This is a genomic window from Streptomyces sp. NPDC034099 (assembly GCF_055575415.1).
Map to the genome: position 1 here is coordinate 28551 of NZ_JBVISR010000012.1, position 20433 is coordinate 48983.

The 20433-nt window shown below is 72.4% G+C and carries 16 protein-coding genes; 8 read left to right on the plus strand and 8 right to left on the minus strand.

Annotation, left to right across the window (positions count from 1 at the left end; all coding sequences use genetic code 11):
• Window positions 1–99: 99 nt before the first annotated feature.
• The 3 genes from ACZ56V_RS29910 to ACZ56V_RS29920 form a co-directional block, all read right to left on the minus strand.
• A complete protein-coding gene (locus ACZ56V_RS29910) occupies window positions 100–1119 on the minus strand; it encodes an alpha/beta hydrolase (RefSeq protein ID WP_398916078.1) in 1020 nt (339 codons plus the stop codon).
• Window positions 1120–1217: 98 nt separating this feature from the next.
• Window positions 1218–2858 carry a phosphodiester glycosidase family protein gene (locus ACZ56V_RS29915; protein WP_398916076.1) on the minus strand — a complete coding sequence of 547 codons (1641 nt, stop codon included), beginning with the start codon at window positions 2856–2858 and terminating at the stop codon, window positions 1218–1220.
• Window positions 2859–2989: 131 nt separating this feature from the next.
• Window positions 2990–3775 carry an SAM-dependent methyltransferase gene (locus ACZ56V_RS29920; protein WP_468946576.1) on the minus strand — a complete coding sequence of 262 codons (786 nt, stop codon included), beginning with the start codon at window positions 3773–3775 and terminating at the stop codon, window positions 2990–2992.
• Between the two features lie 143 nt (window positions 3776–3918).
• Between ACZ56V_RS29920 and ACZ56V_RS29925 the strand changes: the two genes are divergently transcribed.
• The 6 genes from ACZ56V_RS29925 to ACZ56V_RS29950 all read left to right on the plus strand — a co-directional run bounded on the left by ACZ56V_RS29925 (window position 3919) and on the right by ACZ56V_RS29950 (window position 12397).
• Window positions 3919–4437, plus strand: coding sequence for a hypothetical protein (locus tag ACZ56V_RS29925; RefSeq protein ID WP_398916072.1), 519 nt, complete (start codon window positions 3919–3921; stop codon window positions 4435–4437).
• Window positions 4437–5840 carry a hypothetical protein gene (locus tag ACZ56V_RS29930; protein ID WP_467382871.1) on the plus strand — a complete coding sequence of 468 codons (1404 nt, stop codon included), beginning with the start codon at window positions 4437–4439 and terminating at the stop codon, window positions 5838–5840. The genes ACZ56V_RS29925 and ACZ56V_RS29930 overlap by 1 nt, the downstream gene beginning before the upstream one ends.
• Entirely contained in the window at window positions 5837–7276 is a 1440-nt protein-coding gene (locus tag ACZ56V_RS29935; RefSeq protein ID WP_467382870.1) for a vWA domain-containing protein, read from the plus strand. Before ACZ56V_RS29930 ends, ACZ56V_RS29935 begins: the two co-directional genes overlap by 4 nt.
• Before the next feature lie 20 nt (window positions 7277–7296).
• Window positions 7297–8421 (plus strand): ATP-binding protein, encoded by a 1125-nt coding sequence (locus tag ACZ56V_RS29940; RefSeq protein ID WP_467382868.1) that lies wholly within the window; start codon window positions 7297–7299, stop codon window positions 8419–8421.
• Entirely contained in the window at window positions 8418–11396 is a 2979-nt protein-coding gene (locus ACZ56V_RS29945) for a DUF5682 family protein (protein WP_468946582.1), read from the plus strand. The genes ACZ56V_RS29940 and ACZ56V_RS29945 overlap by 4 nt, the downstream gene beginning before the upstream one ends.
• A 143-nt stretch (window positions 11397–11539) precedes the next feature.
• On the plus strand, window positions 11540–12397 hold the full coding sequence (locus ACZ56V_RS29950; RefSeq protein WP_468946584.1) for an SAM-dependent methyltransferase: 858 nt from the start codon (window positions 11540–11542) through the stop codon (window positions 12395–12397).
• Between the two features lie 64 nt (window positions 12398–12461).
• Here ACZ56V_RS29950 and ACZ56V_RS29955 read toward each other — a convergent pair whose 3' ends face one another.
• From ACZ56V_RS29955 to ACZ56V_RS29970, 4 genes are read right to left on the minus strand one after another with little or no spacing between them, the layout of a single operon-like run.
• On the minus strand, window positions 12462–13820 hold the full coding sequence (locus ACZ56V_RS29955) for a GH1 family beta-glucosidase (protein WP_467382863.1): 1359 nt from the start codon (window positions 13818–13820) through the stop codon (window positions 12462–12464).
• A gap of 44 nt (window positions 13821–13864) precedes the next feature.
• On the minus strand, window positions 13865–14704 hold the full coding sequence (locus ACZ56V_RS29960) for a carbohydrate ABC transporter permease (protein ID WP_398916100.1): 840 nt from the start codon (window positions 14702–14704) through the stop codon (window positions 13865–13867).
• 7 nt (window positions 14705–14711) lie between these two features.
• On the minus strand, window positions 14712–15740 hold the full coding sequence (locus ACZ56V_RS29965; RefSeq protein ID WP_398916059.1) for a carbohydrate ABC transporter permease: 1029 nt from the start codon (window positions 15738–15740) through the stop codon (window positions 14712–14714).
• 55 nt (window positions 15741–15795) lie between these two features.
• Window positions 15796–17112, minus strand: coding sequence for an ABC transporter substrate-binding protein (locus ACZ56V_RS29970; RefSeq protein WP_467382860.1), 1317 nt, complete (start codon window positions 17110–17112; stop codon window positions 15796–15798).
• A gap of 175 nt (window positions 17113–17287) precedes the next feature.
• Here ACZ56V_RS29970 and ACZ56V_RS29975 point away from each other — a divergent pair, with 175 nt between their 5' ends.
• Together ACZ56V_RS29975 and ACZ56V_RS29980 are read left to right on the plus strand one after the other, a co-directional pair.
• A complete protein-coding gene (locus ACZ56V_RS29975; protein WP_468946587.1) occupies window positions 17288–18604 on the plus strand; it encodes an ROK family protein in 1317 nt (438 codons plus the stop codon).
• A gap of 89 nt (window positions 18605–18693) precedes the next feature.
• On the plus strand, window positions 18694–19347 hold the full coding sequence (locus ACZ56V_RS29980) for a TetR/AcrR family transcriptional regulator (protein WP_467382858.1): 654 nt from the start codon (window positions 18694–18696) through the stop codon (window positions 19345–19347).
• 19 nt (window positions 19348–19366) lie between these two features.
• Here ACZ56V_RS29980 and ACZ56V_RS29985 read toward each other — a convergent pair whose 3' ends face one another.
• Window positions 19367–20407, minus strand: a complete 1041-nt coding sequence (locus ACZ56V_RS29985) for a LacI family DNA-binding transcriptional regulator (protein WP_398916052.1) — start codon at window positions 20405–20407, stop codon at window positions 19367–19369.
• Between the last annotated feature and the right edge of the window lie 26 nt (window positions 20408–20433).

Genomic DNA, 20433 nt, shown 5'->3' on the forward strand with positions numbered 1-20433 from the left:
CTCCCCCGTTTCCCAGACGGGCGGCATCCGCCGTACCCGACGTCGCCCGCATGGCCCCCTCGGCGGCCGGGCCACTGACATCGACGGAGGCGGTCCCGGTCAGCGGTCCGTTGCCAGTGCTCCCAGCAGCATCGGCAGTGACGCGTGCAGTTCCCGTTCCCAGTAGGCCCAGCCGTGGGTCCCCGGGCCGTAGAAGTTGGTCGTCACGTGCCTCGCGCCCACGCGCTTCAGTTCCGCCGCGAGCGCGTGGTTCTGGCGGTTGAAGTCGGCCTCCAGGGCGCTCGTGGCGCCCGGTGGGTCCAGGGGGCCGGTGGTGCCGTCGCCGCAGGACAGGTAGACCGGGATCGACCTGAGTCGCTTGGCGAGGTGGAAGGGGTCGTGGGCCTGCCAGATCCGGCGTTGGGCGACCGGGTCGCCCCAGACGCGGAGCGGGTCGTTGTTCTGACCGGCGAAGAAGCCCATGATGCGGTCGACCGACTCGTCGTTCAGGAGGGGATGGGCGGAGCCGGAGAACGCCGCCGTGGCCTTGAACATCCCCGGGTGCCGGGCGGCGTACAGCAGGGCGCCCTGGCCGCCCATCGACAGGCCGGCGACCACGCGGTCGGAGCCCGCGCCCCAGTCGCGTTCCAGGAGGTGGCGCAGTTCCTTGGTGTGGAAGGTCTCCCATGCCGGGTCGCCGCCCTCGCCGTGGTTCCACCAGTCGCTGTACCAGCCGTTCCAGCCCGCCTCGGGCATCACGACCAGGACGTCGCGCAGACTGTCCGTCTCCGCCACGTCGGTCATGCTCGTCCACGACGTGTAGTCGCCGCAGCAGCCGTGCAGGAGCCAGAGGGTGGGCCAGTGCTGCCGGTGGCGCCGGTCGTGCGGGTTCCAGCCGTCGGGGGTGAGCAGGCGGACGTTGACCGTGCGGCCGCCCAGGGCCGTCGACCGTACCGACAGGTCGACCTGGCGGTCCGCGACCTGGGTGACGGCGACGACCTCCGCGCCGGCACGGGTGGTCCCGCCCTTCCCGGCGGCCAGCGCCGGGGCGGTCGGTGTGAGGGTGGCCAGCAGTACGGCGAGGACGAGGAGGACTCTCACCCGCAGCGGGCTCAGGACGGTGGGCACGTTCGCGAACACGGCGGCTCCCTGGGTGGGTTGCTGTTCGACGCGCGGTGGTGCGGTGGGTGGGTGGTCGTGCGGGGGGGGGGGGGCGGCGGTCGGTGAGGGGCGTGCGTTCAGGTGCCGTTGCGGTGCGGCAGGACCAACAGGGCGTCGCCCACCGGGCGTTCGCCCTCGGCGTCGGACGGGGAGTTGAGTACGGCGCCGTCGGCCACCATCGTCGTCGAGCCTCCGCCGTCCAGGTTGACCGCGTCGCGCAGGCCGAGTGACCTCGCGACCTCGGCGCTCTCCACGATGCTGAGTCCGAGGGAGGCCGTGCTGCGTCCGTCGGCGGTGACGAGGACGGTGCGGCCCGCGGCGTCCACCCCGGCCAGGGTGCGCGGGTTGCGCTTGTGGACCCAGCCGTAGTACCAGCTCGGGTCGTCGGGGTGCACCATGCCGTCGGTGGCGGGGGTGACGTGGATACGGCCGTCGCGGACCAGTTCCGGGCCGGCGTTGACGATGTCGGTGCGGGGGGACGGAGAGATCCGGCGACCGCGGGCGTCCAGCAGAGTCGCGCCGACGTGCAGGCGGTCGCCCCCGTGGACCAGGGCGGTCAGGTCGGCGACGCGGTCGCCCGTGGCCTGGACGGAGCTGCCGCCCGGAGGGATCGTTCCGCCGCGCGGGGAGCGCAGCCGCACGACCCGGTCGTGGGCGTCCAGTACCGCTTCCACACCCTCTCCCCCGGGCGTCCGGCCGCCGTAGTCCGGGGTGAAGGCGACCAGTTCGTCGGGGTTGGTGCAGGTGACGTCGTGCAGCGGGCGCGAGGTCGGGGTGTCGCCCTCGGTGCCGCCGCAGTTCCTGATCAGGCCGGGGACGCGGTTGATGCCGTTGAGGGGGAGGGAGGAGGTACCGGTGGTGATCCGGCCCTGCCAGGTGAGGCGGGTGATCTCCGTGCGGCGGCCGTCGTCGTGGAGGACGAGGCCGGGGCGCCCGGCGACCGGTTCGCTCAGCAGGCGTCCGTCGTAGACGCCCACTCCGGCCGGGTCGCCCGGTGCGCCCGCCTTGGGGTCGAGGACGAAGAATCCGGCGTTGACCGCGGCGGTCGCGGCGGCCGGCGCCGAGAGCGCGCTGGTCGTCTCGCGCCTCTCCAGGTCCGGGCCGTACGACGCGTCCAGCATGCCGCGGAACGTGCGCGGGTCGATGGTGAGTACGTCGACGTGCCACGGGCCGCGGGCCGTCGTCTCGCCGTCCCAGCCGGTGTAGACGGCCGATCCGGTGTGGCCCGCCGCTCTCAGGCGGGTACGTTCGGCCGTCGCGGCGGTCTGCGAGTCGAAGCGTCCGACTCGGACCCGCCAGCCGAGGGTGCCGCCCGGGTAGTCGGCCGTTGCGGAGGTCCTCACCTCCTCCACCCGGGCTTCGAAGCCGTCCCGTCGCAGTTCGGCGGCGAGTTCGTCGGCGCTCGCCCGGTCCTTGAGGGCCGTCGGCGGCGCGTCGGGGTCCGGGGAGCCGTCGCCGCCGGGGATGGACAGCTCGACGGTCCAGTGGAGCGCCGGGGCGTCCGCGTTGCCGCGCGCGATGCGGGTGAGGGTGACGCCCGGCTGGAGGGTGGTCGTGGTGCGTGTCTCGGGGAGGTCGGCGGGCCCCAGGGGGAGCACGTGCCGGGTCGGCGAGGGGTGCCCGCCCGGGTTCGGGGACGCCGCTGCGGCCGGTGGAAGGGCGGCCAGTGTCGTGAGGACGCCGAGAAGGGCACCCGTGGCACACAGTCTCTTCTTCATCCGTCGTCCCGCCTCGCGCCGCCCCACGGACACCGACCGACCCGTGCTGCGCACAAGTATCGGCCGGTTCCGGCTCGCGTCAAGGCGGCCTCGGGAGGCGGCGGTTCCTCCGGGCCGCACCCCGGTCCGGCTCAGGGAACCCGTGCCACGCCCACGTAGAAGCCGCTGCGTTCCCGCACGGGGGCCGGTTCCTCCCGGTACCACTCGGTGGCGAACACCAGGCCTGGTGCGACGAGTTCGAGACCGGCGAAGAAGGGCTCGACCTCGCTCCGGGTGCGCATCCGCAGCGGGATGGCGCCCCTCTTGTACGCGGCCTCGGTCTCCTGCTTCAGCTCCGGGTGCTGGTCGGCGGTGCCGTGCGAGAGGAGCAGGTGGCTGCCGGGAGCGAGCGCGTCCACGAGGGTGCGCACGAGACGGTACGGGTCGTCGTCGTCCGGCAGGAAGTGCAGGAGCGCGATCAGGGAGAGGGCGACCGGCCGGTCGAAGTCCAGTACCTCACGCGCCCGTCCGAGGATGGTCTCGGGCTGCCGTACGTCCGCGTGGAGGAAGTCCGTGGCACCTTCCGGGGTGCTGGTCAGGAGTGCTTCCGCGTGCCGGAGGACGATCGGGTCGTTGTCCGCGTAGACGATCCGGGCTCTCGGGCTGATCGCCTGCACGATCTGGTGCAGGTTGGGTGCGGTGGGGATGCCGGTGCCGATGTCCAGGAACTGGTCGACGCCGTTCTTCGCCAGCCAGGCCGCCGCTCGGTGCATGAACGCCCGGTTGCGGGCCGCGTTGCCCCGGGCCTCCTCGGGGAGGGTCTCGCCGACCCGCTGGTCGACGGGGTAGTTGTCCTTGCCGCCCAGCAGCCAGTCGTAGACGCGGGCGGGGTGCGGCTTGCTCGTGTCGATGCGGGGTCTGGGTATACCGGCGGTCACGTGGCACTCCTCCGTACGCGGAACGGCACCGTCAGGGCGCCAGCCTATCCGGACTCGGTCCAGGTCACAGGGCGTTGTCAGTGGTCGCCGATAGATTCGATCTCGTTCCGCCGAGGTGGCGTGAACGCCCCCCTTTCGCATGCATGGGAGATGGTGCGTTGTCCGTCTGGGAGAAGTCGAGCACGGTGCGTGTGGTGCCGTCCGCGCGGCCGCGCAAGCTCGCCAAGGTGCCGTTCGTGGAGCTGGCCGACGGGCGGTTGCAGGGTGTGGTGTCCAGTGGGTCGGACATCGGGCGGGTGTACGTGTCCTCGGTCGCGGCGTCGTCCTACGCCTTCTCGTGCAGCACCAACAACAACCGTCCCTGCGGCGGGGCGCGCGGCTCGTTCTGCAACCACATCCGCGCCCTCGTCGGCGAGGCCGTGCTGCAGTACGGCGCCGAGCGCGTGGCCCGCTACCTGAAGGTCGAGGCGGGGGACGCCGCCGACGCGCAGGCCCTCGCCCACGCCATGACGGCGGCGCGGCCCGGGGCGGGGGACGCCTCGGCCGCGGCCCAGGTGTTCAGCCGGTTCCTGCGGCAGCTCGCCTATCTCGAACTGGCCCCCAGCACTGCCCCGTTGCCCGAGATGCACTGGTTCCCGACGACCGGGGCGGTGGCCGCCTGATGCGCGCCGACCTGCTGCTCGACGAGGTCGAAGGGCTCGACGAGGCCCTCGCGGCCGTGGACGGGTTCGACGCGGTGCTCCTCGGGGGTCTGCTCCGTCCGCAACCCGCGCAGGCGGTTGGGCTGTCGGGGCTCGCCGACGCCGTCGCCGGGACGCCGCTGGCCTCGCGGGTCGCCGAGGCCGCCGAGAAGACGTCCGCCGGGGGCGGGGACGAGGGGCACTTCGTCGCGCTCGCCGCCGCGCGCACCGCACTGCTCGGGTCCGTTCACGATGCACTGGTGGCGCGGGTGGACGAGGTCACCGGCCGCCCCGTCGCCGATACGGCGGGCGCCGCGGCGGGTGCCGGCGAGGACCGGACGGGGAATCTGCTCGTCGCCGCGCGCGGTTGGCTGTGCGATCTGGCCCGGGCCGGCTGGCAGGGCATCGACCACGAACTCGTGGGCGGGGCAGCGCCCGTCGTCTCCGCGATGCTGCCCGACCCGGCACAGCGTCGGCTCGCGACGCTGCTCGACGGGTTCGCCGCCGAGCTGGCCGCCTGCTGTCCCGGGGCGGCCCTGGAGCGGGTGCCGGTGCGCCGCTGGGCCGATCTGTGGGCGCGTGCCCTGTTGCTGACCCTGCCGGGGGCGGCGTCCGCGCCCGTGGTGGACGCGGTCAGCGGGCGGCTGCTGCCGCTCGGCGTCGACGTCCAGGAGCACGCCACCGCCGTACAGGCGCAGGTGCACGCGGTGTTCGAGCCCGCGGACGGGGGCGCGTCCCGGCTGGTGCGGGCCTCGGTGTCCGCGCCGAAGCCGGACACGATCGTCGGGGCCGGGCTGTGGCAGTTGCTGCGGCCGCACATGTCGCTGCTGGCGGCGGTGGGCGAGGGCCGCGCCGTCGAGCTCGACGCGATGCCGCTCACCGCCGAGGGCGACCTGCTGTGGGACGACGCCCGGGCCCGCGCGGGTGAGCCCGCCGACGCGTTCACCACCGCGCGGGTGGCCCTGCCCGCCGCCGCCGCGTGCGCCGCGTCGCCGCTGGACCGGCATCCGGCTCGGATCGCGGTGCCCGTACTGGTGGAGGGGTACGGCGTGGCGGATGCGGAGGAGGTGGCGGGCGAGGTCGTTCTCGACGTCGCCGGGTGCCGGCTGCGGGTCGACACGGACCGGATACCGGCCGCAGGGCCGCTCACCCCCGAGGCCGTGGCGTCGTCCGGCGCCTGCCTGGGGCTGCTGCGCTGGGACGCCGGTGAGTTCCTGCTCCAGCCGCTGGCCGTCGAGCGGACGGTACGCAAGAAGCCCGTCGCCGTGCATGCGGGGGCCTGGGCCGGGGGGACCACGGACAAGGCCGGGGTGCGGGCCGAGAAGGCCGCCACCGACGCCGTCACCGTGCTCCGCGAGCGCGCCGGAAAGCTGCTGCGGAAATGACCCACCGACCCCATGCCGAAGAACACGGTGCCGGCCCCGGGAGCGATGCCCAGGACAACCGCCGTCAGGTCCTCTACTGGCGCCTGCTGGCCCGGCTCTTCGACCCCGAGGAGCAGGCCGCGCTGGAGTCCGCGAGCCTCGCCGTCGTCGAGGACATCGGCCTGCCCTCCGCTCTGCTCGAACCAGGCGCCTCCGTCGACTCCGTCGTCCAGCGGCATCCGGAGCTGGCCGCCGAGCTAGAGGGGCTGATGGTGCCCGAGCCGGAGGAGGACGACGCGCGGGACCGGGCCGCCGAGGTGCGGCGGGCCGCGCTCGTGTCCAAGGTACTGCTGAACGTCTTCGCGACGGGCTCCGGCAACGTGACCGCCGAGCGGCTGGCCCGCTGGCAGTCCGACGCGGACTGGCTGGAGCGCGCCCTCGGCTGCCGGCCGGGTGAGCTGCGCGGCGGGAGGGGGCCCGCGGGCGGGACGGGCCGCTCCGGCGGCGGTGTCGGTCCCACGGGCACCGGCGTCGGCGGGCCAGCCCCGGACCTCAGTCGTCTCGTGCCCGCGATCGGTCCCGAACTCGGCTCGATCGAGGCCGACCTCGTCAAGCGGATGCACCTGCGCGAGGTGCTGGCCGACCCCGCGCTCGCCGCGCGGCTGACGCCGAGCATGTCGCTGATGGAGCAGTTGCTGCGCGACAAGGACAACCTCTCCGGTGTCGCGCTGGCCAACGCCAAGGCACTCATCCGCCGTTACGTCGACGAGGTCACCGAGGTGCTGCGCACCCAGGTGGAGAAGTCCACGGTCGGCGAACTCGACCGGTCCGTGCCGCCCAAACGCGTCTTCCGCAACCTCGACATCGACCGGACCATCTGGAAGAACCTCACCAACTGGAGCCCGGAGGAGGAGCGGCTCTACGTCGACCGGCTCTACTACCGGCACACCAGCCGCAAGACGACGCCCCAGCGGCTCGTCGTGGTCGTGGACCAGTCCGGTTCCATGGTCGACTCGATGGTCAACTGCACCATCCTGGCGTCCATATTCGCCGGGCTGCCGAAGGTGGACGTGCACCTCATCGCGTACGACACCCAGGCGCTGGACCTGACTCCCTGGGCGCACGACCCGTTCGAGACGCTGCTGCGCACCAAGCTCGGCGGCGGCACCGACGGCACGGTCGCCATGGCTCTCGCCCAGCCGAAGATCGCCGAGCCGCGCAACACCGTGGTGGTGTGGATCTCCGACTTCTACGAGTGGCGGCACCAGGAGCTGTTCGACTCCATGGCCGCCGTCCACCGCTCCGGCGCGAAGTTCATCCCCGTCGGGTCGGTGACCAGCTCAGGGCGCGGCAGCGTCAACCCGTGGTTCCGGGAGCGGTTCAAGGACCTCGGCACGCCGGTGATCTCCGGCCACATCAAGAAGCTCGTGCACGAACTCAAGACGTTTCTCACCTGATCACCGAAAGGTCTCCCCTCATGTCAGAACTGCTGCGCGCACCCGCCGAGATCAAGTACGCCGAGGAGCTCGACTGGCTGGAGTCGATCGACGACGGACCCAAGCCGTTCTCGTGGCGTCTGTCGCCGAAGATGGTCCGCCTGTTCATCCTGGGTTCCGAGCGTTCCGACGGGCTGGACCGGGAGGTGTCGCAGAAGTGGTTCGGTGACCGGAGCTTCGTCGAGCGGTCCATCGTCACCCTCGCCTCCGACCGCGGGCTGCTGCTCATCGGCGACCCGGGGACCGGCAAGAGCTGGCTGGCCGAGCTGTTGTCCGCCGCGATCAGCCGCAACTCCACGCTGGTGGTGCAGGGCACGGCCGGCACCACCGAGGACCACATCAAGTACTCGTGGAACGTCTCCATGGTCATCGCCAAGGGGCAGTCCAGGGAGTCGATGATCCCCTCGCCGATCATGACCGCGATGGAGGCCGGTTCCATCGGCCGCTTCGAGGAGCTGACCAGGTCCACGAGTGATGTGCAGGACGCGCTGATCTCGATCCTCTCCGAGAAGTACATCTCCGTTCCCGAACTGGAGAGCGGTGGCGGCGACGACAACATCGTCTTCGCCAAGCCGGGTTTCTCGGTCATCGCCACGGCCAACAGCCGCGACCGGGGTGTCAACGACCTGTCCTCCGCCCTCAAGCGGCGCTTCAACTTCGTGCGGATCCCCGTCGTGACGAACAAGAAGAGCGAGGCGGAGATCGTCCGCTTCCGCACCGAGGAGCTGCTGCGCCGGCACTCGATCGACCTGGAGGTGCCGCCGACCCTGCTCGACGTGCTGCTGCAGAGCTTCGCCGACCTGCGCCAGTCGGCCGCCGCGGCCGGCAGCGACGACGAGCGGCTGGAGTCCGCGCTGTCGACGGCCGAGCAGATCGGTGTGCTGGAGGACGCCGTGCTGCACAGCAACTTCTTCGGCGAGAGCGCCCTGACCGCCCGCACCCTCGCCTCCTCGCTCGTCGGCTCCCTCACCCGGCGCGAGCCCGAGGACCTCGCCATCTTCAACAAGTACCTGCACGGTGTGGTCGAGCCGCGCAGCAAGGAACAGGGCGGCTCCTGGCCCGAGTTCCTGGAGGGCGGCCGCGACGCGATCGCCACGCTGTCATGAGCGGGGGCCGGGAGAGCACCTCGTTCGCCGCGCTCCGCGGGCAGCTCCAGGAGGCCGCCGCCACGTTCGCGGGCGGGCCCGACGCCCTGGAGGGCATCCTCCTCGGCCTGGTCGACGACGTCGACCGTGCGGTGCGCGAGCCGCTGGAGATCTTCCCCGTCTGCCACCACTCCCCCGCCTCGGCCACCGCCATGGCCCGCCGACTGCGCGAGAAGCAGCCCAAGGTCGTCTATCTGGAGCTGTGCGAGGACATGGCGCCGCTCCTGGCCGAGCTGCGCAACTGCAGACTGCCGGTGGCGGTGCAGGCGTTCGCCGGTGACGTGGACGGCTTCCCGCGGGAGTGGGCCCCGCTGTCGGTCGTCGCGCCGATCACCGAGGCGTCCGCCGAGTACCAGGCCATCGCCTACGCGCTGGACACCCCGGGGGTGGAGCTGGTCCTCGTCGACCGGTCCTCGGACCATGTCTTCCAGTGGGACAGGCGGCACGAGGAGGTGGCGCCGGACGAGGGGGAAACCGCCGAGGGCGCCCAGGAGGACCCCCGGGTGCCCGAGGCCGGTCTGCACGGTGAGGCGGTCGGCGTCAAGATCGGTGACCTGCGGCCGCGCTTCGCCGAGCTGGAGGAGCACCTGCTGCGCCACGGCAAGGTGCGGCACTGGTCGGAGTGGTGGCACCAGTACGTGGAGGTGCCGCTCGGCGACAGCAGCGGGGACGCCGTCGTCGACCACGACACCTACCGTCAGGTCATGTTCCTCGTCGGCAGTCTGTTCCGGCGGCTGGCGCCCGGCGACGGGGCCCGGGTCCGCGTGGACGAGGACCGCGAGCGGTACATGTGGACCCGGATGCGCGAGCACCTCGACGCGACCGGCACCGATCCGGCGGACTGCCTGTACGTGTGCGGGGCCTTCCACGCGGCCAGCCGGGTCGAGGAGTTCGGCGTAGGGGGCAGGACGGGCACCTTCACCATCACCCCGCGCACCGCCACCTCCTGGCGGTACGGGCTGATCCCGTCCAGCCACGCGGCGATCGAGGCACAGTTCGGCCTGGCCGCGGGTTCGGTGTCGATCGCGTCGACGGAGTGGGCGAAGAGCCTGAAGCGGACCCGGGTCAAGCCGTACCGGCTGGCGGGCCAGGCGGGGGCGAAGAAGCCCACGGCCAAGAAGGCGGTGACGAAGAAGGCCGCCGCCGCTGCCCCGGCGGCGCCGGTCGCCGCACCGGCCGGCGCCGACCGGCTCTCGGGCTTCCTGCGCCGACCGCCCGTACTGGACTCGCTGGACGAGGCGGAGCTGCTCGGCTGGTCGGTGGACATCGTGCGCGCGGCCCGGCGCAGCGGCTATCTCGCCTCCACCGCCGACGCCGTCGCGGTCTTCGAGACGTCGATCCTGCTGGCCGGTATGCGGGACCGGGCCAAGCCCACGCCGTACGACTTCCAGGACGCGGCGGTCACCTGTATCGAGAAGGACGTCGTGCCGGGGCGGCGGGACGTGCGGCGCCTGGTCGAGATCATGATGGGCGGCGACCGGATCGGCCAGGTCGGCTACGAGGCGCTGCCGCCGCTCGCCCGTGACGTTCACGACCGGCTGGAACCGCTCGGGCTGCGGCTCCAGCAGCGCGGTGTGCGGCGGGCGCTGCTGGACATGGCGTCCCGGCCGGAGCTGCGGGCCTGCTCCGACGTGCTGTGGATGCTGCGTCGGCTGCTGCCGCACGGTGCTGCCCGGCCCATCATGGGTGAACGGCGGCTCGGTGAGCGGTCGATCCAGGAGTCGTGGGACCTCGCGCTCGGCACCCACCAGCGGGCGCTGATCGAGCTGGGCTACGAGGGTGTCAGCATCGAGCAGGTCCTGGAGCAGCGGCTGCGGCGGGACGCCTACGGTCCCGGAGCGACGACGGCGACGGTGCTGGCCGCGGTCGAGGACGCCACCCTGTACCTGGGCAGCCGTCGGCTCGCCGACGAACTGGGCACGCACGCGCTGAAGGTGCTGGCCGCCGAGCGCGGGGTCGACGGCGCGCCGGAGGTGCTGCGCCGGGTGCGCGCGCTGCTCGCGTACTACCGGACGAGCGAGCCGGTGCTGCCGTCGTGGATCGAGTCGTTCGTCAAGTCCGGTTACGCCCACTACTGCACGCTGCTGCCGACGGCGTTCCGGGACGAGGACGCGACGGTCGGGCAGGTCGCGGCGATGCTGGGCTTCCTGTTCAGCATGGAGGGTCTCGCGCTGTCGCTGGGCTGCGACCGGACCCAGCTGGAGCTGGCGGTCGGGCAGTCGCACCCCGAGGACCCGTCGAAGGCGGCCCTGCTGTGGGCGGCGCAGGTGCAGCTCGGCACCCTGTCGCGGGCCGAACTGCGGTCCCGTTGCGACGGGTTGCTGGCCGACCCGCTGGTGGTCCCCGCCTATCCGCGCTACCTCAGCGGTTTCGTGCATGCGCTGGAACCCGTGCCGGGGCTGGCGGACGTCGTGGTGGAGGCGGTGTCGAACGCCTTCGGGCGGTTGCCGGACGCGGTGCTGCTGCCGTGGCTGCCGCTGCTCATCACGACGTTGCGGTCGAACGCCGCGGAGCTGGCCCCGCTGCTGATCCGCGAGGCGGGCCGGATCTTCCCGGGGCGGCTCGCGGCGCTGGACGCCTGGGTGCCGCCGTGGCGGACGCCCCCGGTCGCGCCGGGCGTCCGCCGGGCGGACCTCGGCGGCCACGCACCGAGGGGCGCGGCCCTGCTGCCGTTGCATCCGGCGGCCTGCGACGCGGTGGCGGAGCTGCTGGGCTGCGCGCCGACGTGGGCGGACCCCGTAGAGCCTGCCGGGGCGTCCGGCGTCGCGTTGCTGGCCGCGCACCCGGCGGCCTGCGACGCGGTGGCCGGCCTGCTCGGGTGCGACGGCGGGTGGGCCACGGACAGCGGCGGTCCCTCGGGGCGCGGCGGCTCTGTACTGACGGTACGGCACCCCGAATCGGCGCAGGCGTGGGAGGCCGTACTGGCGCGGGGCTGACGGCGCACGGGCGGGTTCCGGCCCGGCCGGGCCCGCCGGGTCCTCACTCCCGTGCCAAGATGATGTTCCGACAGGCACTCACCCGGGTGCTCACCGCGCTTGTGCCGTGGGTGGCCCACGAGTTGAGGACGGAGTCAGGCCGCATGACCTCCCTGAGCAGTGGCGAGAGCGCCGCCCACCCCGACCGGATCGACACGAGCAGGCCCCATCCCGCCCGCATGTACGACTACTTCCTCGGCGGGAAGGACAACTACGAGGTCGACCAGCGGGCCGCCGAGCAGTTCATGAAGGCGGCGCCCGAGGTCCGCGAGGGGGTCCTGGCCAACCGGCACTTCATGCACCGCGCGGTGCGGCACGTGGTGGCCGAGGGCGGTGTCCGCCAGATACTCGACGTGGGCACGGGCCTGCCCACCGAGCCCAACGTGCACCAGATCGCGCGGTCCCTCGCCCCCGGGACCCGGGTCGCGTACGTCGACAACGACCCCATCGTCGCCACCCATTCCAGGGCCCTGTCGGACGACCCGGACACCGCCGTCGTCCTGGCCGACCTGCGCGACCCCCGCGCGATCCTCGACCACCCCGAGGTGCGCGCGGTCATCGACTTCGACCGGCCGGTGGCACTGCTGCTGGTGGCCGTCGTGCACTTCATCGCCGACGCGGAGGACCCGGCGGGCATCGTCGCCACGCTCCGCGACGCGCTGCCGGCCGGCTCCTACCTGGTCCTCTCGCACGCGACGGGCGACGTCCACGAGGACCGGCGCGAGGACGCGGCGGCCGTCTACAACAAGGCCACCGCCTCCCTCAACCTGCGGACGCACGCGGCGGTCCTCGACCTGTTCGGCGACTTCTCGATGGTCGAACCGGGCCTGGTCCGGGTCACCGACTGGCGCCCCGTCGAACCGGGCCTGGTCCGGGTCACCGACTGGCGCCCCGAGGAGGCACGGCGGCCCGACGCCCCGCCGATCGGCATCTACGGCGGCGTGGCGCGCAAGGGCGCCTGACGCGCGGGGGGGGCGGGCGGCCGTGGTGGGCGCGGACTCCCGCGTCCGCGCCCACCACGGGGACTCAGGCGGCCTTGCGCTCCCTCCCCCGGGCCCGGCCGATGAGGTCGGCGTAGTGGTGCCCGCTGCCCTTGACGGTGCGGACCTGTGTCGCGTAGTCGACGTGGACCAGGCCGAAGCGCTTGTCGTAGCCGTACGCCCACTCGAAGTTGTCCAGCAGCGACCAGGCGAAGTAGCCGGCCAGCGGGGCTCCCCTGCGGGCGGCGGAGGCGCAGGCCGCGAGGTGGGCCGTCAGGTACTCCTGGCGCTCGGGGTCGTCGATCGTGCCGTCGGGGCGGACCACGTCGGGGAAGCAGGAGCCGTTCTCGGTGACGTACAGCTTGCGTGCCCCGTAGTCCTCGGTCAGGCGCAGCAGCAGGTCCTCGATGCCGCCGGCGTCGATCTCCCAGTCCATGCCGGTGCGCGGGACGCCGACGCGGCGGACGGTGCGGACGTGCGGGGCGGGTTCGGTGGGGTCGGCGGCGACGGTCTGGGGGAAGTAGTAGTTCAGGCCCAGCCAGTCCAGTTCGGCGCCGATGACCTTCATGTCGCCGGGCTGCTCCGGAAGTTCGACGCCGTAGACCTCGCGCATGTCCGCGGGGAAGCCCCGGCCGTGGACCGGGTCGAGCCACCAGCGGTTGGTGTGGCCGTCCATGCGGCGGGCGGCGGCCAGGTCCTCGTCGCGGTCGGTGGCGGCGTGGATGGTGGAGAGGTTGTTGACGATGCCCACCTGGGCGTTCGGGGCCGCCGCGCGGATGGCCTCCATCGCCAGGCCGTGGCCGAGCAGCAGGTGGTAGGAGGCGCGGACGGCCGCCGTCAGGTCGGTCAGGCCGGGGGCCATCTTGCCCTCCAGGTGGCCGATCCAGGCCGAGCACAGCGGCTCGTTGAGGGTGGCCCAGTGACCGACGCGGTCGCCGAGGCGTTCGGCGACGACGGAGGCGTACGAGGCGAAGTGCTCGGCGGTCGCGCGCTCGGGCCAGCCGCCGCGGTCCTGGAGCACCTGCGGCAGGTCCCAGTGGTAGAGGGTGACGGACGGGGTGATGCCGGCCGCCAGCAGGTCGTCGACGAGCCGGTCGTAGAAGGCCAGGCCCTTGGCGTTGACCGGGCCGTCGCCGCCCGGCAGGACGCGCGGCCAGGCGACGGAGAGGCGGTAGGCGTTGGTGCCCAGCCGCCGCATCAGCTCGATGTCCTCGTGGGTGCGGTGGTAGTGGTCGCAGGCGACGTCGCCGTGGTCGTTGTTGTCGATCTTCCCGGGGGTGTGCGAGAAGGTGTCCCAGATCGACGGCGAACGTCCGTCCTCCGCCACGGCTCCCTCGATCTGGTACGCCGATGTGGCCGTGCCCCACAGGAAGTCGTCCGGGAGTGCGGCGAAGTCGATGGTCACGAAGGTCCTTTCGGGTTGGGGAAGGGTGCGCGCGGGAGCGGCGGTCACTTGACGGCACCGGCCGTCAGACCCGCCACGAGATAGCGCTGCAGGAGCAGGAAGCCCGCGACCACGGGGACGCTCACGACCAGCGAGGCGGCCATGATCTGGTTCCAGTACACGTCGTTCTGCGTGGAGTAGCCCTGGAGTCCGACCGCGAGGGTGCGGGTGGCTTCGTTGGTCATGACGGAGGCGAACAAAACCTCGCCCCAGGCGGTCATGAAGGCGTAGACGGCGACCGCGACGATGCCCGGGATCGCGGCGGGCACGACGACCTTGAACAGGGCGCGCAGCGGCCCGCAGCCGTCCACGAGGGCCGCCTCGTCCAGGTCCCGGGGGACCGAGTCGAAGTAGCCGATCAGCATCCAGATGGAGAAGGGCAGGGAGAAGGTCAGGTAGGTGAGGATGAGACCGCCGCGGGAGCCGAACAGGGCGATGCCGGTGGCGTTGCCGATGTTGACGTAGATCAGGAACAGGGGCAGCAGGAAGAGGATGCCCGGGAACATCTGCGTGGACAGCACGGTCACCGAGAAGACGCGCTTGCCGCGGAACTCGTAGCGGCTGACGGCGTAGGCGGCGAACACGGCGATGACGACGGAGCAGACGGTCGCCGCGCCCGCCACGATCAGCGAGTTCACGAAGTACTTGGCCAGCGGGACCGTCGACCAGATGTCGATGTAGGGGCGGACGGTCAGGTCGCTCGGCAGCCAGTGGAACTGGCCGGCGACGTCCTCGAGCGGCTTCAGCGAGCTGGAGACCATGACGTACACCGGCAGCAGGACGAAGCCGGTGAGCAGGGTGAGGAAGACGCGGCGGGTCCACATGAAGGAGCGCGGCGCCGCCATCGGGGACCTAGGCATCGGCCGTCTTCCTCTCCTGGGCGCTGCGGCGCACCCGCTCGGTCCGGGAGGTCAGGAACAGGTACACGCCCGTCACCAGCAGCAGGAAGAGCAGCAGCAGGACCGACATCGCGGAGCCGGTGCCGAAGTTCCAGGTGACGAACGACGATTGGTAGATGTGGATGGAGATCAGGTCGGCGGCCTCCGGCGCGGCCTTGCCGAACAGGACGAACGGTGTGTTGAAGTCGTTGAACGTCCACAGGAACAGCACCAGGACGAGAACCTGGTTGACGGGGCGCAGCGACGGAAGGGTGATGCGGCGGATCTGCTGCCAGACGCCGGCGCCGTCCAGGGCGGCGGCCTCGTACAGCTCCTTGGGGATGTTCTGCAGTCCGGCCATCACGATGAGGAAGGCGAACGGCCAGCCCTTCCACACCGACACCACGAGCAGCGCGACGAAGCTGTTGTCGCCGATCAGCCAGAAGGACGCCTTGTCGGTGAGGCCGAGCTGGTCGTGCAGGACGTGGTTCACCAGGCCGTTGTCGTGCTGGAACATGAACGCCCAGGTGATGACGGCCGCGTAGACCGGCAGGGCGTACGGCACCAGGAAGATCGCGCGGAGCAGGCCCCGGCCGCGGAAGGCGTCCTGCATGCAGATCGCGGCGGCGGAGCCGATCAGCCAGCACAGGCCGACGGAGAGGACCGTGAACGCGCAGGTGACGAGGAAGGAGTGGAGCAGTGCCTCGCCGACGGGGGCGTCGAAGTCCATCGACATCGTGAAGTTGTCGAGGCCGGTCCACGGGGCGGTGGTCCAGTCGCGGATGTAGAACTGGGTGAGTTCCTTGAAGCTCATCACGATGCCGATGACCATCGGCACCAGGTGGACGAGGAGTTCGAGCAGCAGGGCCGGCAGGAGCAGCAGGTAGGGCAGGCCGATGCGGCGGATCCGCCCGGGACGGCGGCGGGGTCCGCGCGCCGTCCCGGGGGAGCTCTCGCCGGCCGTCCGCTCGCCGGGCCGCGCCGAGGCGGTCGTGGTGGTCATGGCTGGGTCCGTGTCCGTGTCGGAGTCGGTGGGGCTTGGACGTTGGTCAGGGCGCTCACTTGTTGGGCATCTGCTGCTGTGCCTTGGCGAGCTTCTCCTTGACGGACTCGGTGGTCACCTCGCGGCCGGCCGCGGCGTCGGCGAACAGTTCCTTGACGGCGGTGCCGACCGCGGTCTCGAACTGCGACTCGTCGGGCACCTGGGGCAGCGCGGCGGCGCTGGTGGCGAGGGTCTCGCGCAGCACGGCGGTGGCCTGGGTGTTGAACGCCGGGTCGGTCTGGGCGGCCTTGACCGGCGGGATGGAGCCGTAGGCCTTGTTGAGGAGCTTCTGCTCGGCGTCGCTCGTCATGAACTTCACGAACTTCGTGGCGCCGTCGACGTTGTCGCTGTTCTTGAAGACGGCCATGTTGATGCCGGCGACCATGGAGTTGGTGGCCTTGCCGGCGCCGGGGGTGCCGGAGGGGACGGGGGCGGGGGCGACGCCCCACTCGTCGTCCTTCATGCCCATGGTCTTGAAGGTGGCGGAGGCGGTCTGCCACAGCACCATCGCGGTCCTGCCCTTGGCGAAGTCGCTCAGGGACTGGTTCTGCGCGTACTCGGCGTTGCCCGGCGCCACGACCTTGTCCTCGGCCATCAGGTCGACGTACTGCTTGACGGCGGCGACGGCGCCGTCGGAGGTGAAGTCGGGCTTGCCGTCGGCGGTGAAGAAGTCGGCGCCGTGCTGCTTGGCGAGGACGAAGACCTGGTGGATGTTGTTGGACAGGTTGGAACCCTCGGCGCCGAGGCCCCACTTGCCGCCCTTGGAGATTTTCTTGCCGGTCGCGACCAGCTCGTCCCAGGTGGCCGGGGGCTTGGTGATGCCGGCGTCGGCGAACATCTGCTTGTTGTAGTAGAGCGCGTACGCCATCGAGTACAGCGGGACCGCGGCGGGGTCCTGCCCCTCGACGCCGGTCGAGCCGAGCGCGGAGTCGACGAAGCGGTCCTTGCCGCCGATCTTGTCGAAGTTCTTCGCGTCCCAGGGCAGCAGGGCGCCGGTGGCCTGCAGGGAGGCGCTCCAGGTGTTGCCGATGTTCAGGACGTCGGGGCCCTGTCCCGAGGTGGTGGCGGTGAGGATCCGGTTCAGCAGGTCGGACCAGGGCACTACCTCCAGCTTGACCTTGATGCCGGTCTGCTTCTCGAACTTGTCGAGTTCGGGCTGGAGGACCTTCTTGTCGACCTCGACGCTGGCGCCCTGGTTGGACGCCCAGTAGGTGAGTTCCTTCGGCGAGTCGTTTGATCCGCCGCCCGAGGAGGAGCCCCCTCCGCAGGCCGTGGCGGCGAGTGCGAGAGACAGGGTGACGGCGCCTACGGCCGCGGCTCGGATGCTGCGCATGGCTCCTGGGTCCTTCCGGGAGTCGGTCGGGGAGTCCCGACGGCGGCTTCGGCTGTTTCCCTTCCGAAGCCCCTCATGGCTTAATTTAGGACGTGAGTTAAACCCCGAGAGAAAGACTCGTCAAGGTCTCGCGCAGGGTCGGCGGCCGCGCGAGGGCACGGAAGGAAGGGTCCGGATGGCCAGGCACGGCGGGCGTACGGTCCGTGACCTGCGGCGGGAGAGCCGCAGCGCCGTTCTGCAACGGTTGTATTTCGACGGGCCGATGAGCCGGCTCGCACTGGGCTCGGCGGCGGGCCTGAGTTCGGGCTCCGTCAGCAACGTGGTCGCCGAGCTGATGGCCGACGGACTGGTGGAGGAGGCGGGCAGCCTCGGCGCGGACGGCGGCCGCCCGCGCACCCTCGTCCGGGTCGCGGCGGACCGGGGGCGCCTCGTCGGGGTCGACGTCGGCGAGACCCGCGTACGCGTGGAGCTGTTCGACCTGTCGATGTCCGAACTGGCCCGCACCGAGCGCGCGTTGCCCGGTCACGGGTCGCGCTCCTACGACGTCGGCGTGGTCGCCGGGCACATCCTGGACGGCGTCGCGGAGGTGCTCGCCGCCGACGGTCCCGCGCCGGGCCCCGGCGAGCTGCTGGGCGTCGGCATCGGTGTCCCCGGCATCGTCGAGCGCACCGCCGAGGGCACCGTGGTGCACGGCCAGACCGTCGGTTGGGACGCGGTCCCGCTGGAGGCGCTGCTGCGCCGCTCGGGACGGCTGCCCCCGCACGTACCGCTGTTCATCGAGAACGGCGCCAGGACGCTGGGTCAGGCCGAGATGTGGTTCGGCGGCGGGCGCGGCGCGCACAACGCCGTGGTGGTGCTCTTCGGCTCCGGGGTCGGCGCGTGCGTCGTCACCGACGAGGTGGAGCAGGGGCGTGCGGTGGAGTGGGGACATCTGACGGTACGGGTGCGCGGGCGCCGCTGCCGGTGCGGTGCGCGGGGGTGCCTGGAGGCGTACGCCGGTGCGGAGGCGCTGCTCGCGCGGTGGCGGGAGGCGGGCGGTGAACCGCCGCCCGGCGCCGACGAGGAGGCCGCGCTGACCGCCATGCTGTCCGCGGCCCGGCCCGGGGACGGGGGCGCACCGGACCCGGTGGCGGCGCGGGTGCTCGCGGAGACCGCGGAGTACCTGGGCGCGGGACTGGCCGACCTGGTCAACCTCTTCCAGCCCGAGCGGATCCTGGTGGGCGGCTGGGCCGGACTCCAGCTCGGCCCCGCGTTCCTGGAGTCGGTACGCGCCCACACCCTGGCCCACGCCCTGCGGTACCCCGCCGGACGCGTGGGCATCGCGCTGGGCCGCCTCGGCCCCGACGCGGTGACGGTGGGCGCCGCGATCCTGCCGCTGGCGGCGTTCTTCGCCCGCGGCGGCCGGCGCCTGCCGGTCGACTCCCCCGCGCCGGCCCCGGCGTGGCGGGCGGCGCTCGGGGGGAGGCTGGCGGGGCAGTGGGGCGGGGGATGACGGGATGCGCGCGGCGCGTGCACCGGCAGGTGCGTCGACTAGGCTGGGCCGACCGGGGGGCGGGCGAGAGCGACAGGGAGAGCGGCGAAATGGCAGGCCGAAGGCGTTGGTCGACCGAGCAGATCCTGGACGCGGCGGCGGAGCTGCTGCTCGCGGGCGACGCCGAGACGTTCAGCGTGCGCAAGCTCGCGGCGGCGCTGGGGACCGACTCCTCCAGCCTCTACCGGCACTTCCGCAACAAGACGGAGCTGTTGCGGGCGGTAGCCGACCGGATCCTGCTGTCCGCCATGGACGGTTACCGGCCCGAGGGCGACTGGAAGCAGCGCCTCACCGCTGTGGCCGCGCGTCTGCGTGACGCCTTCGGGCAGCAGCCCCAACTCGCCGCGGTCTGGGGCCGCCACGGATCGGGCGGCACGGGTTCCCGGCTGATGATGGAAGAGGTGCTGCAGGCCCTGCGCGCCTCGGGGCTGCCCGACGAGGAGATCCCGGCGCGCTACCACCGGCTCGTGATCCTGATCGCCTCGCTGATCACCGCCGAGGGCGGCTTCGGTGCCGTCGGCGCCGAGGAGCACGAGCAGGGCATGGAGCAGTTCCGGGTCGCGGTCCTGGGCGCCGATCCCGAGCGCTTCCCCGCCCTGGCCCACTTCGCCCGCGAGATCCGCCCGCTCGGTGCGGACCGGGGCGCCGCCTTCGAGGAGATCCTCGCCGCGCACCTCGCCCACATCGAGGCCGCGCTCCCCTGACCCTCGCGGGGCCCACGCGCTACGCCGAATCCCGTACCACCAGTTCCGGGTCGAAGATCACCGACGTGGGTTCGGTGCGCGCGCCCCTGATGTGGTCGTCGAGGAGCCGTGCCATCGTGGCCGCCATCTCCTCCACCGGCTGTCGTACGGTGGTCAGCCGGGGCCGGCAGGTGACGGCCACGCTGGAGTCGTCGAAGCCGACGACCGCGACGTCCTGCGGCACCCGGCGGCCGTGGTCGCGCAGCACTTGGACGGCGCCCTGGGCCATCAGGTCGTTGGCGGTGAACACGCCGTCGGTGTCGGGGTGTTCGGCGAGCAGTGAGGTCATCGCGGCCATGCCGCTGTCCACGGTGAAGCCGCCCTCGGCCACCGGCACGCAGGGGTGCCCGTGCCGGGCGAGGGTGTCCCGGAAACCGGCCAGGCGCTCCTGGCTGGCCGCGACCGCCAGCGGGCCCGCGACGGTGGCTATCCGGCGGCACCCCCGCTCCAGCAGGTGCTCGGCGGCGAGCCGGCCGCCGTCGCGGTGGGCCAGGTCGACGTAGCTGAGCGGCACCGGGCGGCCCGGACGGGCGAACAGCACCGCCGGCAGTCCGGCGCCGGCGAGCAGGGCGGGCAGCGGGTCGTCGGGATGCGTGGACACCACCAGCGCACCGTCCGCGCCGCCCTGTCTGAGATAGGCCACGACCTCCTGCCGGGCCTCGGGCGTCTCCGCGAACATCAGCACCGGATGCATCCGGCGCGGCCGCAGATGTCCGACCACACCGCCGACGACACGGCCGAAGAACGGGTCGGCGAACACCCGCGTGGCGAACGCGTTCTGCTCCGAGTCCGAGGCGTCGCCCGCGCCCGAGACGACCAGGGCGACGGTCGTCGTGCGCCGGGTGACCAGCTGCCGGGCGGCCTGGTTGGGCGCGTACCCGGTCCGTTCGATGGCCCGGCGGACCAGGTCCTGGATGGCCGGGTCCACGTTGCGGACGCCGTTGACCACCCGGGAGACGGTGGCCCGGGAGACGCCGGCCTCCCGGGCCACGTCCTCCAGCGTCGGGGCCTGTCTGCTCATGCCCGCACCTTAACCGGCGGGGTCAG

Bases quoted from the DNA above. Each gene is read 5' to 3' on its own strand.
- ACZ56V_RS29915 (WP_398916076.1), bottom strand. From the start codon at position 2,858: ATGAAGAAGAGACTGTGTGCCACGGGTGCCCTTCTCGGCGTCCTCACG.
- ACZ56V_RS29925 (WP_398916072.1), top strand. From the start codon at position 3,919: ATGGGAGATGGTGCGTTGTCCGTCTGGGAGAAGTCGAGCACGGTGCGT.
- ACZ56V_RS29930 (WP_467382871.1), top strand. From the start codon at position 4,437: ATGCGCGCCGACCTGCTGCTCGACGAGGTCGAAGGGCTCGACGAGGCC.
- ACZ56V_RS29935 (WP_467382870.1), top strand. From the start codon at position 5,837: ATGACCCACCGACCCCATGCCGAAGAACACGGTGCCGGCCCCGGGAGC.
- ACZ56V_RS29940 (WP_467382868.1), top strand. From the start codon at position 7,297: ATGTCAGAACTGCTGCGCGCACCCGCCGAGATCAAGTACGCCGAGGAG.
- ACZ56V_RS29945 (WP_468946582.1), top strand. From the start codon at position 8,418: ATGAGCGGGGGCCGGGAGAGCACCTCGTTCGCCGCGCTCCGCGGGCAG.
- ACZ56V_RS29950 (WP_468946584.1), top strand. From the start codon at position 11,540: ATGACCTCCCTGAGCAGTGGCGAGAGCGCCGCCCACCCCGACCGGATC.
- ACZ56V_RS29960 (WP_398916100.1), bottom strand. From the start codon at position 14,704: ATGGCGGCGCCGCGCTCCTTCATGTGGACCCGCCGCGTCTTCCTCACC.
- ACZ56V_RS29965 (WP_398916059.1), bottom strand. From the start codon at position 15,740: ATGACCACCACGACCGCCTCGGCGCGGCCCGGCGAGCGGACGGCCGGC.
- ACZ56V_RS29970 (WP_467382860.1), bottom strand. From the start codon at position 17,112: ATGCGCAGCATCCGAGCCGCGGCCGTAGGCGCCGTCACCCTGTCTCTC.
- ACZ56V_RS29975 (WP_468946587.1), top strand. From the start codon at position 17,288: ATGGCCAGGCACGGCGGGCGTACGGTCCGTGACCTGCGGCGGGAGAGC.
- ACZ56V_RS29980 (WP_467382858.1), top strand. From the start codon at position 18,694: ATGGCAGGCCGAAGGCGTTGGTCGACCGAGCAGATCCTGGACGCGGCG.
- ACZ56V_RS29985 (WP_398916052.1), bottom strand. From the start codon at position 20,407: ATGAGCAGACAGGCCCCGACGCTGGAGGACGTGGCCCGGGAGGCCGGC.